This window comes from Streptomyces sp. NPDC052496, from assembly GCF_040679095.1.
In the GTDB taxonomy this organism is placed as follows: Bacteria; Actinomycetota; Actinomycetes; order Streptomycetales; family Streptomycetaceae; genus Streptomyces.
Genome location: NZ_JBFAUH010000015.1, coordinates 182,733 through 197,989, shown reverse-complemented (window position 1 = coordinate 197,989; position 15,257 = coordinate 182,733). Strand labels below are relative to the sequence as shown.

The following is a 15,257-nucleotide window of genomic DNA, read 5'->3' as shown; positions in this document are numbered from 1 at the left end:
TCTCCCGGGCAGGGCGGCCGACGTCCCCAGCAGGGCGGCGGGTGCCCAAGCGGGGGCGGCCGGTCTCCCGGGCAAGGCGACCGGTGCCCCCGGCAGGCGACGGGTGCCCCAAGCAGGGGCGGCCGGTCTCCCGGGCAAGGCGGCCGACGTCCCCGGCCGTCGACAGGGCGACGGCCGGGGACAGGGCGACGGCACGACGGCCGGGGGCGCGCGGGTGGGCTCAGCCCGTGAGTTCGGCGGCCAGCGCGCGTAGCGCCAGCTCGTAGGAGCCGATGCCGAAGCCGGCGATCGTACCGCTGGCCACGGCCGCGATCACCGAGGTGTGGCGGAACTCCTCGCGCGCGTACGGGTTGGAGATGTGCACCTCGACGAGCGGCGCGGTGCGCTGCGCGGCGGCGTCCCGCATCGCGTACGAGTAGTGGGTGAACGCGCCGGGGTTGATGACGACCGGAACCGAGCCGTCCGCCGCCTCGTGCAGCCAGCGGACCATCTCGCCCTCGTCGTTGGTCTCCCGGACCTCGGCCGCCAGGCCCAGCTCCTTGCCGAGCGCGGTGCAGCGCTCGACCAGCCCGGCGTACGACGTGGCGCCGTACACGTCGGGCTCACGGGAGCCCAGCCGGCCGAGGTTGGGCCCGTTGAGGACCAGGACGCGCCTCACGCGGCGATCTCCGCGTGCGCGGCGAGCAGCATCGCCGGGTCCGGGCCCTCCAGGACCGTGGGCTTGGCCAGGCCGTCCAGGACGATGAAGCGCAGCCGGTCGCCGCGGGTCTTCTTGTCGACCTTCATCGTCTCCAGCAGCTTGGGCCACTGGTCGCCCCGGTAGGTCAGCGGCAGGCCGACCGCGCCCAGCACGGTGCGGTGCCGGTCGGCGGTCGCGTCGTCCAGCCGGCCGGCGATCCGGCCCAGCTCGGCGGCGAAGACCATGCCGACGGAGACGGCCGCGCCGTGCCGCCAGTTGTAGCGCTCGTTCTTCTCGATGGCGTGCGCGAGGGTGTGCCCGTAATTGAGGATCTCGCGGAGTCCGGACTCCTTGAGGTCGGCGGAGACGACCTCGGCCTTGACCCGGATGGCGCGCTCTATCAGCTCGGCGGTGTGCGGTCCGTCGGGGCGCTTGGCACCCTCGGGGTCGGACTCGATCAGGTCCAGGATCGCCGGGTCGGCGATGAAGCCCGCCTTGATGACCTCGGCGAGCCCGGAGACGTAGTCGTGCACCGGCAGGGAGTCCAGCGCGGCCAGGTCGCACAGCACGCCGGCCGGCGGGTGGAAGGCGCCGACCAGGTTCTTGCCCTCGGCGGTGTTGATGCCGGTCTTGCCGCCGACCGCGGCGTCGACCATGCCGAGCACGGTGGTCGGTACGGCGATCCAGCGCACGCCGCGCAGCCACGTCGCGGCCACGAAGCCCGCCACATCGGTGGTGGCGCCGCCGCCGACGCCCACGATCACGTCGGTACGGGTGAAGCCGGTCTGGCCCAGCGCCTTCCAGCAGTACGCCGCGACCTCGGCGGTCTTGGCCTCCTCGGCGTTGGGCAGCTGGACGGCGATGGCCTCGTACCCCTGGCCCGCCAGGTCCTCGCGCAGCGCCTCGCCGGTGGCGGCCAGCGCCTCCGGGTGCAGTACCGCGACCCGCTGGGCCTTCTTGCCGATCAGGCCCGTCAGCTCGCCCAGCAGCTGCCGGCCGACCAGGACCTCGTACGGGTCGGTGCCCGCGGTGCCGCCGACCTGGATACGGGTGGCCTGCTCCGTCACGGGTGTTCCTCTCTCCCGGACGTGCCGGGCGCCGCGGCGTCCGCCGCCGGCGTCCCGGCCTCCGGTGGTGTGTGTAGCTGCAATGCGTCCAGTACGGCGTCGGCGACCTCTTCGGGCGTCCGGCTGTCTGTGGCGACCACGGCCCGCGCGACCTCCGTGTACAGCGGCCGTCGCGCCTCCATCAGCTCGCGCCAGCGCTGCCGCGGGTTGACGGCGAGCAGCGGGCGCGGCGCGTCCAGCCCCACGCGCCGTACGGCGTCGGCCAGTTGGACGTCCAGGAAGACGACGGGCAGTCCGGCGAGCAGGGCGCGGGTGCCCTCGTCCATGATCGCTCCGCCGCCGAGCGAGAGCACCCCGGGGTGGCTCTCGACCGCGGCGCGTACGGCCTGCCGCTCCAGCTCACGGAAGTGCGGCTCGCCGTGGTCGATGAAGATCTCCGGGATGGGCTTGCCCGCGCCCGCCTCGATGTCCGCGTCGGTGTCGCGGTACCCGGCGCCGAGCCGCTCGGCCAGCAGGGCCCCCACGGTGGACTTCCCCGCGCCCGGGGGGCCCACCAGCACCACGAGCGGCGGCGTCACTTGATCGCCAGGCCGTCGAGGAAGGAGCGCACGTTGCGGCGGGTCTCCGGCACGCTGTCGCCGCCGAACTTCTCCGCCACCGCGTCGGCCAGCACCAGCGCGACCATCGCCTCGGCGACGATGCCGGCCGCGGGGACCGCGCACACGTCGGAGCGCTGGTGGTGGGCCTGCGTCGCCTCGCCGGTGGTCACGTCGACGGTGGCCAGGGCGCGCGGGACGGTCGCGATCGGCTTCATCGCGGCCCGTACGCGCAGCAGCTCACCGGTGGTCAGACCGCCCTCGGTGCCCCCGGAGCGGCCGGTGGTGCGGCGAATGCCCTCGTCGGTGGAGACGATCTCGTCGTGCGCCTGGGAGCCGGGCACCCGGGCCAGGTCGAAACCGTCGCCGACCTCGACGCCCTTGATGGCCTGGATGCCCATGAGGGCACCGGCCAGCCGCGCGTCCAGCCGCCGGTCCCAGTGCACGTGCGAGCCGAGGCCGACGGGCACGCCGTACGCCAGCACCTCGACCACACCGCCGAGGGTGTCGCCGTCCTTGTGGGCCTGGTCGATCTCGGCGACCATCGCCGCGCTCGCCTCCGGGTCCAGGCAGCGCACCGGGTCGGCGTCCAGCCGCTCCACGTCCGAGGGCTTGGGCACCACGCCGTACGGGGCCTTGGCGGCGGCCAGCTCGACCACGTGCGAGACGATCTCGATGCCGGCCGTCTCCTTGAGGTAGGAGCGGGCGACCGTGCCGAGCGCGACGCGGGCCGCGGTCTCGCGGGCGGAGGCGCGCTCCAGGATCGGGCGGGCCTCGTCGAAGCCGTACTTCTGCATGCCGGCCAGGTCCGCGTGGCCGGGGCGGGGGCGGGTCAGCGGGGCGTTACGGGCCAGTTCGGCCAGCTCCGCCGGGTCGACCGGGTCGGCCGCCATGACCTTTTCCCACTTGGGCCACTCGGTGTTGCCGACCATGATGGCGACGGGCGAGCCGAGGGTGCGGCCGTGCCGGACGCCGCCGAGGAAGGTGACCTCGTCGCGCTCGAACTTCATGCGGGCACCGCGGCCATAGCCGAGCCGGCGACGGGCCAGGGCGTCCGCCACCATGTCCGTGGTGATCGGGACGCCGGCCGGGAGGCCCTCCAGCGTCGCCACGAGTGCGGGGCCGTGCGACTCCCCCGCCGTCAGCCAGCGCAACCTGCTCAACGATGCTCCTCATGTCCTGCTACTGCGCGAACAGTCTTCCCCTGATCCTCCCACGTCCGCCCGCGCGGCCCGCTTCCCGTCCAGGAAACGGACCGGTACCGGGGCGGGCGGGGCGGACGGGACAGGCGTCAAGGGCCCGGGCGCGGCCGCAGGTGCCGGGTCACCGCCCGGCGAGCGCCGCCTCCCCCGCCGCGCGCATCGCCTCCAGGGGAGCCGGGGACCGCCCCGTCATCTGCTCCACCTGGAGTACGGCCTGGTGGACCAGGAGGTCCAGGCCGCCCACGACCGCGCCGCCACGGGCGCCCCACGCCGTGGCGAGGGTGGTCGGCCACGGCTCGTACAGGACGTCGAAGAGGGTGCCGGGCTGTTCGGGCACGTCGGCGGCGAGCGCGTCGGTGGCCCCGGCCGGGGTGGTGGCGATGACGAGCGGCGCTTCGAAGGCCGCGGCCGCCTGCGACCAGTCGGCGGTACGGACGTCCACACCGAGCCGCTCGCCCCAGCCGCGCATCTCCGCGGCCCGCGCCTCGCTGCGTACGTAGGCGGTCACCTCGCCGACGCAGATCCGGGAGAGGGCCGCGAGCGCGGAGGAGGCGGTGGCGCCGGCGCCCAGGACGGCGGCCTGTTCGACCTGCCGCACACCGCGCTCGCGCAGGGCGGCCAGCATGCCCGGGATGTCGGTGTTGTCGCCCACGCGCCGTCCGTCCTCGGTGAAGACGACCGTGTTCACGGCCTCCACGGAGGCGGCGGTGTCGCTGATCCCGTCCAGCAGCGGGATCACCGCCCGCTTGAGCGGCATGGTCAGGGAGAGCCCCGCCCAGCCGCCGTCCAGCCCCGCCATGAAGCCGGGCAGCGCGGCCTCGTCGATCTCGTGCCGGCCGTACTCCCAGCCGGTCAGGCCCAGCTCGGCGTAGGCGGCCCGGTGCAGGACCGGGGACAGGGAATGGGCGATGGGCGACCCGAGGACCGCCGCACGGTGTCGGCCCTGGACTTCACTGGACATGCTGCTCCTCAGCTCGGACCCGCGAAACGATAGACGAACCGTCGCGCGGCGGCCGGAGCGCCCCCGGACCGGCGGCGGACCTCCCGGACCGGCAGCGGACCTTTCCGGACCGGCAGCGGGAAGCCCCGGACCGGCCGCCGCAGTCCCGCGGCGGCGGCCGGCGCCCGGGCCTACGACTGGCGCTTGCGCTTGTTGAACTGCTCGACCAGCTTCTCGTGGTCCTTGAGGTTGGTCGTGAAGTCCGTCTTCTTGCCGTCGATCGAGATGAAGAACAGCCACTTGGCGCTGTCGTCCGGGTCGATGGTCGCCTTCAGCGCGTCCTCGCCGGGGTTGCCGATCGGTCCCGGCGGCAGGCCCTTGTAGAAGTACGTGTTGTACGCGTCGTCGTAGTTGCGGATCTCCCGCGTACTGATGTCGATCTTGCTCTGGTTCTTCAGGTAGTTGTACGTGGAGTCGAATTCCAGCTTCTGGTTCGTGACCGTGTTGCTGGGCGCCAGCCGGTTGTAGACGACCGCGGCCATCTTGCGGAAGTCGTCGTGGGTGATGCCCTCGGCCTGGGTGAGACTGGCGACCGTGATCAGGTCCAGCGGCGACTTGAGGCCGAACTTCTTCGCGTTCTCCTCCAGGTCGTACTTGGTGTACTCCCGGTTGGCCCGCGCCACCATCTCCTTGAGGACGTCCGCCGGCTTCGCCGCGCCGCTGACGCTGTAGGTGGAGGGGTAGAGGAACCCTTCCAGCGGGTCCTTGATCTTCGGGTTGCTGTTCGCCCAGGACGGCAGGCCGAGGTTCTTGGCCTGGGAGACGGCCACGTCCTTGGTCGTACCGGGCTTCAGGCGCAGCTTCTTGTCGATCAGCTCGTAGACGGCGCCGCTGCGCAGGCCCTCGCGGACGGTGAGGCCGTTGCGGCTCTTGGGGTCCAGCATGAGCTTGACCGCGGCCGCCGCCGACATCTGCTTGCGCAGCGAGTAGGCACCGGGCTGGAGCCGCTTGCCCTGGTCGTTCTCGCTCGCCGCCTCGGTGAAGGCGTCGGCGCTCTTGACCACACCCTCGCGCTTGAGGATCAGGCCCATCTTCAGGACGGTGCTGTCCGCCGGGATCTGGACCTGGACCTCTCCGCTGCCCTCCCCTTCGAAGTCGGGGGCCGGGCCGAAGTGGCTCTTCCAGAAGTCGTAGCCGAAGTAGGCCACCGCGCCGCCGCCGACGACGAAGACACCGGCGACGATCAGGCAGGCCATCCGGCTGCGCTGCTTGGTCTTCTTGCCGCGGCGCTCCCGGCCGGCGCGGCGTTCCTCGCGCGGGTCGGTGTCGGTGCCGGCGTCGTCGTGGCCGTCCCGCTCGTCGCGCTCGTCCTGGAAGAAGGAGTGCGCCGGATCGCGTACCTGCTCGTCCTGGTCCGGCCCGGGAGCGGCCCGGAAGTCGTCGCCGGGCGGGGACGGGTGCGGCGGCTGGCGCAGCTGCTCCGGCCGTACGGCCTCGAACTGGGCGGACTGGCCGACCTGGTCACCCTGGTCGCCCTGGCCCTGCTGCGGTCCGTGGGGACCGGGCTGCCCGTGCGGGCCGGGCTGTCCGTGCGATCCCTGCTGCCCGGCCTGCTGCCGGAGGTGCTGCGGCCGCGGCGGCGGGTAGGCGTCCTGCGTTCCGTAGTAATCGGGACTCTGGCCGCTGTACGGGTCGACCGGCGGGTGCTGTCCGTACGGGTCGTACGGGGCGCCGCCGCCCTGCGAGGCGTCCCATCCGCCGCCGTACTGCTGCTGGGCCGGGGGGTAGGGACCGGACAGCTCGTCCCACTGCCGGTCCTGCGGCCGCTGCCCGTAAGACGGCTGACCGCCGTGCTGCGGACCGCCGTGCTGGGGACCGCCATGCTGTTGGGCACCGCCATGCTGCTGGCCCCCGTGCTGCGGACCGCCGTGCTGCTGCCCTCCGTAGGCGGCCTGCTGCCGGCCGCCGTACTGCCCCCCGTAGGAACCTTGCTGAGGTTGTTGCGGCTGGCCCCCGTAATGACCCTGGTCTCCGTAGAGAGGGTCGTCGGGATGCCACGGTTCGGAGCCGTAGCCCCGGCCATACTCAGTCATCGATCCCCTAGAGCCGCGAGGCGGTGCGCTCCTGGGTGGCAGCGCCTGCGGTACCGACCGCCTCTTTCTGCACGTGCGGTTGTTCGATCCGCCGCGACGTCGCGCGGAACGTTACCGTACCGCGATCAGATGACCACTTCGACGCTCTCTCCGGGTGGGTGACCGGACACCCGTTCGGTCTCCAGCGCGCTCTGCAGAATCACCACGGCAGCGGCCTGATCCACCACCGAACGGCCCTTCTTGCTGCGGACCCCGGAGGCCCGCAGCCCCTGCGTGGCTGTGACGGTTGTCATGCGCTCATCGACGAGACGTACCGCCACCGGAGCGATCCCGCGCGCCATCTCCTGCGCGAAGGCCCGCACCTTGGCCGCGGCCGGCCCCTCTCCCCCGTTCAGGGAGCGGGGCAGGCCGACGACGACCTCGATGGGCTCGTACTCCTCGACGATCGCCTTCAGGCGCCGGTGCGCGGCCGGGACGTCCCGGCCGGGCACCGTCTCCACGGGCGTCGCGAGGACCCCGTCGGGGTCGCACGAGGCGACCCCGATCCGGGCGTCCCCCACGTCGATGGCGAGGCGCCTGCCGCGCCGCATCTCCCTCACGCGCTCAGGCCGCCTCGGCCACGAGGCGCTCGACGGCCTCGACGGCCTCGGGCACCGCGGCGGCGTTCTGGCCGCCGCCCTGGGCCACGTCCGGCTTGCCGCCACCGCCGCCGCCGAGCGTCTTGGCGGCCGTACGGACCAGGTCACCGGCCTTGATGCCGCGCTCGCGGGCGGCCTCGTTGGTGGCGATGACGGTCAGCGGGCGGCCGTTGGCCACGGTGAACAGGGCGACCACGGCCGGGCGGTCGCCCGGGATGCGGCCGCGCACGTCCAGCACCAGCTTGCGCAGGTCGTCGGCGGAGGTGCCGTCGGCGACCTGGGCGGCGGCCAGCGCGACACCCCGGACGTCCTTGGCGCCCTGGGCCAGCCCGGCGGCGGCCTGGAGGACCTTCTCGGCGCGGTAGCGCTCGATCTCCTTCTCGGCCTCGCGGAGCTTGGCCAGCATCCCGGAGACCTTCTCGGGCAGCTCCTCGGGGCGGCCCTTGACCAGCTCGGTCAGCTGCGAGACGACGGTGTGCTCGCGGGCGAGGAACTGGTACGCGTCCACGCCGACCAGGGCCTCCACGCGGCGCACGCCGGAGCCGATGGAGGACTCACCGAGCAGCTTGACCAGGCCCAGCTGGGCGGTGTTGGCGACGTGCGTGCCGCCGCACAGCTCCTTGGAGAAGTCGCCGATGGTCACCACGCGCACCCGGTCGCCGTACTTCTCGCCGAACTCGGCGATGGCGCCCTGCTTCTTGGCGTCCTCCATGCTCATCACCTCGGCCTGGACGTCCAGCTCGCGGGAGAGCACCTCGTTGATGCGCTGCTCGACGTCGGTCAGGACGGTGCCGGGCACGGCGGCCGGCGAGCCGAAGTCGAAGCGGAAGCGGCCCGGGGAGTTCTCCGAACCGGCCTGCGCGGCGGTCGGGCCGAGCGCGTCGCGCAGCGCCTGGTGGGTGAGGTGGGTGGCGCTGTGGGCGCGGGCGATGGCCCGGCGGCGCTTGACGTCGATGGTGGCGTATGCGGACGAGCCGACCACGACCTCGCCGACCTGGACGACGCCCTTGTGCACCGTGACGCCGGGGACCGGCCGCTGCACGTCGCGGACCTCGACGACGGCGCCGGACTCCAGCCGGATGCGGCCGGTGTCGGCGAGCTGGCCGCCGCCCTCGGCGTAGAAGGGGGTGCGGTCCAGGACGACCTCGACCTCGTCGCCCTCGTGGGCGGCGGGCGCGGAGACGCCGTTGGCCAGCAGGCCCACGACGGTGGACTCGCCCTCGGTGTGGCTGTAGCCGGTGAAGACGGTGGCGCCGGCGCGGTCGGCGACCTCGCGGTAGGCGGACAGGTCGGCGTGGCCGTGCTTCTTGGCCTGGGCGTCGGCCTTGGCGCGCTCCCGCTGCTCCTTCATCAGCCGGCGGAAGCCGTTCTCGTCCACCGAGAGGCCCTGTTCCGCGGCCATTTCGAGGGTGAGGTCGATGGGGAAGCCCCAGGTGTCGTGGAGCAGGAACGCCTTGTCGCCGGGGAGCACCGTGCTGCCGGCGGCCTTGGTCTCGCTGACCGCGGTGTCCAGGATGTTGGTGCCGGCCTTGAGCGTCTTGAGGAAGGCGGCCTCCTCGGCGAGCGCCACCGTCTCGATGCGCTTGCGGTCCTCCAGCAGCTCCGGGTACTGCTGGCCCATCGTCTTGATGACGACGTCCAGCAGGTCGTGGACGACCGGGCCGGTGGCGCCGAGCAGGCGCATGTTGCGGATGGCGCGGCGCATGATGCGGCGCAGCACGTAGCCGCGGCCCTCGTTGCCGGGGGTGACGCCGTCGCCGATGAGCATGGTGGACGTCCGCATGTGGTCGGCGACCACGCGCAGCGACACGTCGGTGTCCTCGCCGGCGCCGTAGCGCACGCCGGTCAGCTCGCCGGCCTTGTCGATGACGACACGCAGGGTGTCGGTCTCGTACATGTTGTGGACGCCCTGGAGGATCATCGCCAGGCGTTCCAGGCCGAGGCCGGTGTCGATGTTCTGGCTCGGCAGGTCACCGAGGATCTCGAAGTCCTCCTTGCCGGTGCCGGCGCCGCGCTCGTACTGCATGAAGACCAGGTTCCAGATCTCCACGTACCGCTCGTCGTTGACGGCCGGGCCGCCCTCGACGCCGAACTCCGGGCCGCGGTCGTAGTTGATCTCGGAGCACGGGCCGCACGGACCCGGCACGCCCATGGACCAGTAGTTCTCCGACTTGCCCAGGCGCTGGATGCGCTCCTTGGGCACGCCGACGACCTCGTGCCAGATGCGCTCGGCCTCGTCGTCGTCCAGGTAGACGGTGATCCAGAGCTTCTCCGGGTCCAGGCCGTAGCCGCCGTCCGCCTGCGAGCTGGTCAGCAGCTCCCAGGCGTACGTGATGGCGCCTTCCTTGAAGTAGTCGCCGAAGGAGAAGTTGCCGCACATCTGGAAGAACGTGCCGTGCCGGGTGGTCTTGCCGACCTCTTCGATGTCCGGCGTGCGCACGCACTTCTGGACGCTGGTGGCGCGGGCGAAGGGCGGCTTGACCTCGCCGAGGAAGTACGGCTTGAAGGGCACCATGCCCGCGGGGACCAGCAGCAGCGTCGGGTCGTCCGCGATGAGCGACGCCGACGGCACGACGGTGTGCCCGCGCTCCTCGAAGAAGCGCAGCCAGCGGCGGCGGATTTCAGCCGACTCCATCAGTGGTCCTCATTTCCGGTCGGTCCGGTCGGTCCGGGTGTTCTCGTACGGTGCTGCGTGATCTGGTACTGCGTCGTTTCGAGCGCGGTGCGGGGGCGCGCCGGCGGCAGCTCGCGGGCGTCACCCCGGTCCGTCAGGCCCAGTGCTTCGTGCAGCTGCCCTTCACGGTCCGCCATTCCCGTCCGGACGTCCAACGCGAATTGGCGCAGCCGCTGTCCGGTCTCGACGGCCTTGTCGGCGGCCTGCGCCGCGAGGCTGTCGGGCTGGAGCTTGCGCAGCTTGCGGTTGACCTTGGTGGTGGCCCAGACTCCGGCGGCGGCGCCGGTGGTGAACCAGAATGCGCGGCGGAACATCGCGGCGATCAGTCCTTGGAGCGACGGTTGCGGCGCCCGCCTCGGCGGGCTGCGGGCAGGGTACGGCCGACGACGGTGCGCTTCGGCTCGGGCGGCGCGCCCTTCTTGCCGATCGCGCGGCGCACGCCGTAGCCGAACGCCGCGACCTTGACCAGCGGTCCGCCGAACGCGGAGGAGACGGTCGAGGAGAGCGCGGAGGCGTTGGCGGTGACCTCCTGGACGTCGGAGGCGATCGCGTCGACGCGGGCGAGCTGGGTGTGCGCGGAGCGGACGGTCGCGGACGCGTCGGCCAGGAGGGGTACGGCCTGTTCGGACACCTCGGCGACCATCTTGGTCGTCGCCTTGAGCGTCTGTGCGAGCCTCACCAGCACGAGGGCGAGGAAGGACACGAGGATCGCCCAGAAGACGGCCACGAGGATCCCGGCCACCTCTCCACCGGACACGTTGGCACCACTCTCCGACTGATTTGGTCTGGTCCCGTCCTGCTCGAACGGCAGAGCCCGAGCCTATCGCGCCGCGGCCGTCCGCCCGTACCGCGTATCCCGTGCGGCGCGGGGCCCACCGCCGGGCGATTGTACGGTGCGCACACCTGCGAGTACGCTCCGTGTTCCATGCGACGCTCCCTGCGCCCCGGTCCCGTTTCCCGCCCGTTCACCGCGCGCCTGCGGGTGCCCGGGAACCTGCCCGCGGAGCTGACCCGGTTCGTCGGCCGTGGCGGCGAGCTGGCCGCGCTCGCCGGTCACCTGGAGGATGCCCGGCTGGTGACGCTCACCGGTGTCGGCGGGGTCGGGAAGACCCGGCTCGCCACCCAGGCCGCAGCGATCTTGCAGGATCGCTTCTGCGATGGGGTGTGGCTGGTCGAACTGGCCGCCCTGCGCCACGGCGGCCTGCTGGACCACGCCGTCGCCGAGACGCTGGGCCTCGCCGACCACACCGGCCGGCCGCCGCGCGCCGCGCTGCGCGACCACCTCGCCGGCCGCGAGCTGCTGCTCGTCCTGGACGGGTACGAGCACCTGGTCGACGAGTGCGCCGCGCTCGCCGCCGATCTGCTCCGGCGGGCGCCCGGCCTGCGCGTCCTGGCGGCGGGCCGCCGCCCCCTCGGCCTGCCCGGCGAGCAGAACCTGCCGCTGCCGCCGATGGACGGCCCGGACGCGGCGGTCCTCTTCCGCGACCGCGCCACGGCCGTGCTGCCCGGTTTCCGTACCGACGCGAGCGGTGAGGCCACCGTCGCCGAGCTGTGCCGCCGGCTGGACGGCATCCCGCTCGCCCTGGAGCTGGCGGCCGGGCGGCTGCGGGTGCTGTCGCTGGAGCAGGTGCTGCACCGGCTCGACGACCGCTTCCGGCTGCTGACCGGCGGCGCCCGCACCGGTCCCCCGGCCTTCGCCGCACCGTCGCCGGGCGAGCAGGCGCCCGCGTCGCGCCACCAGACGCTGCGCACGACGATCGGCTGGAGCCACGAGCTGTGCACGCCCGCGGAACGGCTGCTGTGGGCGCGGCTTTCGGTCTTCGCCGGGCAGTTCGACCTCGACGCCGCGGAGTACATCTGCTCGGGCCCCGACCTGCCGGCGGTCGAGCTGCTCGACGTCCTCGGCGAGCTGGTGGCCCAGTCCGTGGTCGTACGGGAGGAGACCGCGGCGGGCCTGCGCTACCGGATGCTGGACACCGTCCGGGAGTACGGGGCGGGCTGGCTGGAAGCGCTGGGCGACGTCGAGCGGCTGCGCCGCAGACACCGCGACTGGTACGTGGGCCTGGCCACCTGGTGCGAGCTGGACTGGTTCAGCCCGAGGCAGGCCGAAGTGGCCGCCCGTATCGAGTGTGAGCTGCCCAATCTGCGGATCGCCCTGGAATACAGCCTCGACAGCCCCGGGGACGCACACCTGGGCCAGTACCTGGCGGGCACCCTGTGGTTCTACTGGGTCGGCTGCGGACGGCTCTCGGAGGGGCGGCACTGGCTCGACCGCTCCCTGGAGCTGGACAGCGAGCACGACGACGCCCGGCTGAAGGCCCTCTGGGTGGCCGGATACGTGGCGGTGCTCCAGGGCGACGCGGTCGGCGCGACGGTCGTGCTCCAGAAGTGCGGCGTGGAGGCGGAGCGCGCGGGCAGCGCCACCGCGGCCGCGTACGCCGTGCACCGCACCGGCTGCCTGGCGCTGGTCCGCGACGACATGCCGCGCGCCGAGCGGCTGCTGCGCGACGCGCTCGGCCGCTACCGGGAGATCGGCGAACTCAACAGCAACGTGCTGATGGGGCAGGTCGAACTGGCGATGGCGGTGGCCTTCCAGGGCGACCTGGCGCAGGCGGTGCGGCTCTGTGAGGACGTACAGCAGATCTGCGACGACCACGGGGAGCGGTGGACCCTGGCGTACGCGCTGTTCGTACTGGCCTATGCGGCCTGGAGCCGCGGCGAGGGGGCGCGGGCGCGCGCGCTGCTGGAGGAGTGCCTGGCCATCGACCACGCCTTCCACGACCTGCTGGGCGCCGTGCTGGCCATCGAGCTGCTGGCCCTGGTCACGCTCGGCGAAGGCGATCCGGCGGAGGCGGCGCTGCTCCAGGGGGCCGCCGGGCGGATCTGGCCCTCGGTGGGGCTGCCGCTGTTCGGCTCCCGCTACTACAACCAGCCGCATCAGCTGTGCGAGGAGCAGGCGCGGCAGCTGCTCGGGGCGGAGCGGTACGAGCGCTGCGTGGCCGCCGGCGCCCGGCTGGACCTGGACGCGGCGGTCGCCCGTGTCCTGGACGGCGACGGGGAGTCCCGGCCGGACGGTGCCGTACCGGGCCCGCGTGCCACGGCGCCGCGACCGCGCCCGGAAACAGACGAACCCGCCGCCTCCCCCACCGCGAGCGGCGGGGAGACGACGGGCTGAGCACGCGGTCGGCTGCGCGCGCGGGGCGCGCGGCCGTGCGGTGACTACGCCTGGATCAACGGGCGTAGTACTCGACGACGAGCTGCTCGTCGCAGATCACCGGGATCTCCTTGCGCTGCGGGTCACGGTCCAGGCGGAACGCCAGGGCCTTGAGGTTGACCTGCAGGTAGCGGGGGGTCTCGCCGTCGGGGGCGTAACCACCCTCGCGAGCGACCTGGAAGGGGTGCTTCTCGCGGCTGCGCTCGCGGACCATCACGACGTCGTCGGGACGGACGCGGAAGGACGGCTTGTCGACCTTGCGGTCGTTCACCGAGATGTGGCCGTGGACGACCATCTGACGGGCCTGGTAGATCGTCCGGGCGATACCCGAACGCAGGACGAGCGCGTCCAGACGGCGCTCAAGCTCGATGATCAGGGCTTCGCCTGTCTTGCCTTCGACCTTCCGAGCGCGGTCGTAGGCGCGCACCATCTGGCGCTCGCTGATGTCGTACTGCGCGCGCAGACGCTGCTTCTCCAGCAGACGGACCTTGTAGTCACTGTTCTGCTTGCGGCCACGGCCGTGCTCGCCGGGCGGGTAGGGACGGGCCTCGAAGTACTTGACGGCCTTCGGCGTCAGGGCGATGCCGAGAGCGCGCGACTTCTTGACCTTGGGACGCGACTGGTTCACGTGGAACGGACCTCCGTGTAGGTTAGGTTAGGCTTACCTTACTTCGAGGAGAACGCATGTTTCGACCTGGGATCCCCCTGCCCGGTGCTGGTCAGAGCACCGGGACGGGTCAGCCGCGTCCCGTGGAAGACGCCCAGCAGCCAGCCGCCGCCGAGCGCGTACGAACCCTCGTCGAGTCCCATGGTATGGCCTCGCTGAGCATCCCCGGAATCGAGGACCCCGACGACGCCGGACTCTCCGCACCAGTATGCCGTACGGTCACCAGTGCTGGTGACGTACTCCTCCTGGTCCCCGGGGACTCCGCGGCCGCCAGAGCCGCCGCGCACGCCCAGGACGACGACCTCACCGCCGTGATGGAGATCACCGATGTGGCACCCGTCTCGGTGCCCCACCGCATCCGCGGCCGCGCCTGGGTCGCGGGCTGGCTCACCCCCGTACGCAACGAGGAGCGCGCCCGCGCCGCCATGCTGCTCGCCGAGCGGCACCCGGTCGGCGAGCTGCTCGGCATCGGCGAGGCGCTGCAGCCGGACCCGCCGCCGGGCATGTTCGGGCGGCCGGCCTGGATGATGCTGCGCATGGAGGTCGGCGAGGCGGCCGTGGACGACCTGTGGGGCGCGCAGTCCGTCGAGCCGGAGGAGTTCGCCAGGGCCGAGCCGGACCCGCTGGCGACCCACGAGGCCGAACTGCTCCAGCATCTCCACTCGGCCCACAGCGACCAGGTCCGCGGCCTGTGCACGCTCCTCGGCGACCGCTCACAGCGCGCCTGCGACTTCCGCGACCGCGCGGTGCCCGTGGCGCTGGACCGCTTCGGCCTGCGCGTCCGCTTCACCGACACCGCGCACCGCTCCTTCGACGCCCGCTTCGACTTCCCGGAACCCGTCCGGGACGTCGCCGAGCTGCGCCGGGCGATGCACACCCTCTTCGACGCGGCCGCTTCGGGATGATCCCGAGAGCCGCCGGTCGCCGGACGGGCAGCCGGCCCGCCCGTCCGGCGACCGGCGAGCGGATCACAGATACAGCGTCCGGTTGACCGGAACGCCCTGCTCCTGGCAGCCGCGCTCGTAGTGGTCGATGAACCAGAAGACGTCGACCACCTCGGTCACCCGGTCCCGCTCGTCGAGGAACTCCACCGGCCCGTTCAGCCAGAAGACGGTCTTCATGCCCTCGTCGGAGACCAGGGTGTGGGTACGGCCCGGGCTCTCCCGGACGAAGTCGCCGGGCCGGCCGATCCAGTCGTACTCCAGGTAGCGCCAGCTGCCGTCGAGCACATAGCCCGAGACCGGGCCGCGGTGGCGGTGCCGGCCCAGCACGCCGCCGGCCTGCACCCACAGGACGTTCGCGGCCGAGCCGCTGCGGATGTCGAACGTCAGGTGCTTGATCATCACCTGCGGGACGAAGGGCAGCCAGGGCGAGTCGGCCTCCGCGATGTGGCCTTCCGGCAGCGCGTACTGGTCCCGGCGCCGGTCGATCCGCGCTTCGATCGCGGCCAGACTGTCCGCACCCGGGTTCGAGCTGATCGTCATGGC

General features: G+C 72.7%; 15 protein-coding genes. 2 read left to right on the top strand and 13 right to left on the bottom strand.

Annotated elements, in window-relative coordinates:
* Positions 1–220: 220 nt before the first annotated feature.
* The 10 genes from aroQ to AB0L45_RS21475 form a co-directional block, all read right to left on the bottom strand.
* Entirely contained in the window at positions 221–658 is a 438-nt protein-coding gene (gene aroQ / locus AB0L45_RS21520; RefSeq protein ID WP_365842171.1) for a type II 3-dehydroquinate dehydratase, read from the bottom strand.
* A complete protein-coding gene (aroB, locus tag AB0L45_RS21515) occupies positions 655–1,746 on the bottom strand; it encodes a 3-dehydroquinate synthase (RefSeq protein ID WP_365842169.1) in 1,092 nt (363 codons plus the stop codon). The genes aroQ and aroB overlap by 4 nt, the downstream gene beginning before the upstream one ends.
* Positions 1,743–2,324: a shikimate kinase gene (locus AB0L45_RS21510; RefSeq protein WP_365842167.1), complete on the bottom strand. Its 582-nt coding sequence runs from the start codon at positions 2,322–2,324 to the stop codon at positions 1,743–1,745. The genes aroB and AB0L45_RS21510 overlap by 4 nt, the downstream gene beginning before the upstream one ends.
* On the bottom strand, positions 2,321–3,505 hold the full coding sequence (aroC, locus tag AB0L45_RS21505) for a chorismate synthase (RefSeq protein WP_365842165.1): 1,185 nt from the start codon (positions 3,503–3,505) through the stop codon (positions 2,321–2,323). Before aroC ends, AB0L45_RS21510 begins: the two co-directional genes overlap by 4 nt.
* A 160-nt stretch (positions 3,506–3,665) precedes the next feature.
* Complete coding sequence (locus tag AB0L45_RS21500; RefSeq protein ID WP_365842163.1) at positions 3,666–4,505, bottom strand: shikimate dehydrogenase; 840 nt, start codon at positions 4,503–4,505, stop codon at positions 3,666–3,668.
* Positions 4,506–4,675: 170 nt separating this feature from the next.
* Positions 4,676–6,577, bottom strand: a complete 1,902-nt coding sequence (gene mltG, locus AB0L45_RS21495) for an endolytic transglycosylase MltG (protein WP_365842161.1) — start codon at positions 6,575–6,577, stop codon at positions 4,676–4,678.
* Positions 6,578–6,702: 125 nt separating this feature from the next.
* Positions 6,703–7,167, bottom strand: a complete 465-nt coding sequence (ruvX, locus tag AB0L45_RS21490) for a Holliday junction resolvase RuvX (RefSeq protein ID WP_003984688.1) — start codon at positions 7,165–7,167, stop codon at positions 6,703–6,705.
* 13 nt (positions 7,168–7,180) lie between these two features.
* Positions 7,181–9,850 carry an alanine--tRNA ligase gene (gene alaS, locus AB0L45_RS21485; protein WP_365842159.1) on the bottom strand — a complete coding sequence of 890 codons (2,670 nt, stop codon included), beginning with the start codon at positions 9,848–9,850 and terminating at the stop codon, positions 7,181–7,183.
* Positions 9,850–10,203 (bottom strand): DUF6167 family protein, encoded by a 354-nt coding sequence (locus AB0L45_RS21480; RefSeq protein ID WP_365842157.1) that lies wholly within the window; start codon positions 10,201–10,203, stop codon positions 9,850–9,852. The genes alaS and AB0L45_RS21480 overlap by 1 nt, the downstream gene beginning before the upstream one ends.
* 8 nt (positions 10,204–10,211) lie before the next feature.
* Complete coding sequence (locus tag AB0L45_RS21475) at positions 10,212–10,646, bottom strand: DUF948 domain-containing protein (protein WP_365842155.1); 435 nt, start codon at positions 10,644–10,646, stop codon at positions 10,212–10,214.
* Between the two features lie 168 nt (positions 10,647–10,814).
* Between AB0L45_RS21475 and AB0L45_RS21470 the strand changes: the two genes are divergently transcribed.
* Positions 10,815–13,064: an AAA family ATPase gene (locus AB0L45_RS21470; RefSeq protein ID WP_365842153.1), complete on the top strand. Its 2,250-nt coding sequence runs from the start codon at positions 10,815–10,817 to the stop codon at positions 13,062–13,064.
* A gap of 55 nt (positions 13,065–13,119) precedes the next feature.
* On the opposite strand, the gene rpsD is transcribed toward AB0L45_RS21470, so the two are convergent.
* On the bottom strand, positions 13,120–13,731 hold the full coding sequence (gene rpsD / locus AB0L45_RS21465; protein WP_365842151.1) for a 30S ribosomal protein S4: 612 nt from the start codon (positions 13,729–13,731) through the stop codon (positions 13,120–13,122).
* Between the two features lie 38 nt (positions 13,732–13,769).
* Positions 13,770–13,913, bottom strand: coding sequence for a hypothetical protein (locus tag AB0L45_RS21460; RefSeq protein WP_365842149.1), 144 nt, complete (start codon positions 13,911–13,913; stop codon positions 13,770–13,772).
* Positions 13,914–13,916: 3 nt separating this feature from the next.
* Between AB0L45_RS21460 and AB0L45_RS21455 the strand changes: the two genes are divergently transcribed.
* Positions 13,917–14,675: a DUF2470 domain-containing protein gene (locus tag AB0L45_RS21455; protein WP_365842147.1), complete on the top strand. Its 759-nt coding sequence runs from the start codon at positions 13,917–13,919 to the stop codon at positions 14,673–14,675.
* Positions 14,676–14,738: 63 nt separating this feature from the next.
* Here AB0L45_RS21455 and AB0L45_RS21450 read toward each other — a convergent pair whose 3' ends face one another.
* Complete coding sequence (locus tag AB0L45_RS21450) at positions 14,739–15,254, bottom strand: 2,4'-dihydroxyacetophenone dioxygenase family protein (protein ID WP_365842145.1); 516 nt, start codon at positions 15,252–15,254, stop codon at positions 14,739–14,741.
* Positions 15,255–15,257 lie beyond the last annotated feature (3 nt).

Bases quoted from the DNA above. Each gene is read 5' to 3' on its own strand.
- AB0L45_RS21455 (WP_365842147.1), top strand. From the start codon at position 13,917: ATGGCCTCGCTGAGCATCCCCGGAATCGAGGACCCCGACGACGCCGGA.
- AB0L45_RS21470 (WP_365842153.1), top strand. From the start codon at position 10,815: ATGCGACGCTCCCTGCGCCCCGGTCCCGTTTCCCGCCCGTTCACCGCG.
- AB0L45_RS21480 (WP_365842157.1), bottom strand. From the start codon at position 10,203: ATGTTCCGCCGCGCATTCTGGTTCACCACCGGCGCCGCCGCCGGAGTC.
- ruvX (WP_003984688.1), bottom strand. From the start codon at position 7,167: ATGCGGCGCGGCAGGCGCCTCGCCATCGACGTGGGGGACGCCCGGATC.
- AB0L45_RS21500 (WP_365842163.1), bottom strand. From the start codon at position 4,505: ATGTCCAGTGAAGTCCAGGGCCGACACCGTGCGGCGGTCCTCGGGTCG.
- alaS (WP_365842159.1), bottom strand. From the start codon at position 9,850: ATGGAGTCGGCTGAAATCCGCCGCCGCTGGCTGCGCTTCTTCGAGGAG.
- AB0L45_RS21460 (WP_365842149.1), bottom strand. From the start codon at position 13,913: ATGGGACTCGACGAGGGTTCGTACGCGCTCGGCGGCGGCTGGCTGCTG.
- mltG (WP_365842161.1), bottom strand. From the start codon at position 6,577: ATGACTGAGTATGGCCGGGGCTACGGCTCCGAACCGTGGCATCCCGAC.
- AB0L45_RS21450 (WP_365842145.1), bottom strand. From the start codon at position 15,254: ATGACGATCAGCTCGAACCCGGGTGCGGACAGTCTGGCCGCGATCGAA.